The organism is Tritonibacter sp. SIMBA_163 (assembly GCF_046535935.1).
GTDB lineage: Bacteria > Pseudomonadota > Alphaproteobacteria > Rhodobacterales > Rhodobacteraceae > Epibacterium > Epibacterium scottomollicae.
Genome location: NZ_JAWJBP010001591.1, coordinates 1 through 228, shown reverse-complemented (window position 1 = coordinate 228; position 228 = coordinate 1). Strand labels below are relative to the sequence as shown.

General features: G+C 60.1%; 1 pseudogene. It reads right to left on the bottom strand.

Annotated elements, in window-relative coordinates:
- Window positions 1-172, bottom strand: a pseudogene (locus tag R0J92_RS27625) (aminoacyl-tRNA hydrolase); the annotation flags it as partial.
- Between the last annotated feature and the right edge of the window lie 56 nt (window positions 173-228).

Genomic DNA, 228 nt, shown 5'->3' with positions numbered 1-228 from the left:
TGGCCTTTTCGCGACCTATGCTTCCCTCGCTCCGCTGTCCCTGAACCTTGGCCTTCCACGGTGCAAAGACATGCTCCGCCGCGATCTGGTCCAGCGCCATCAAGCCGATATTATGGCGGTTGCCCGCATATTTCGCGCCCGGATTGCCGCGGCCGACGACGCGTTTCCTGATCTGCTCCGCTGGTTCCTCTTGGTGCAGTGATCCCTGTTTTGTCGGCAAGAATCCAG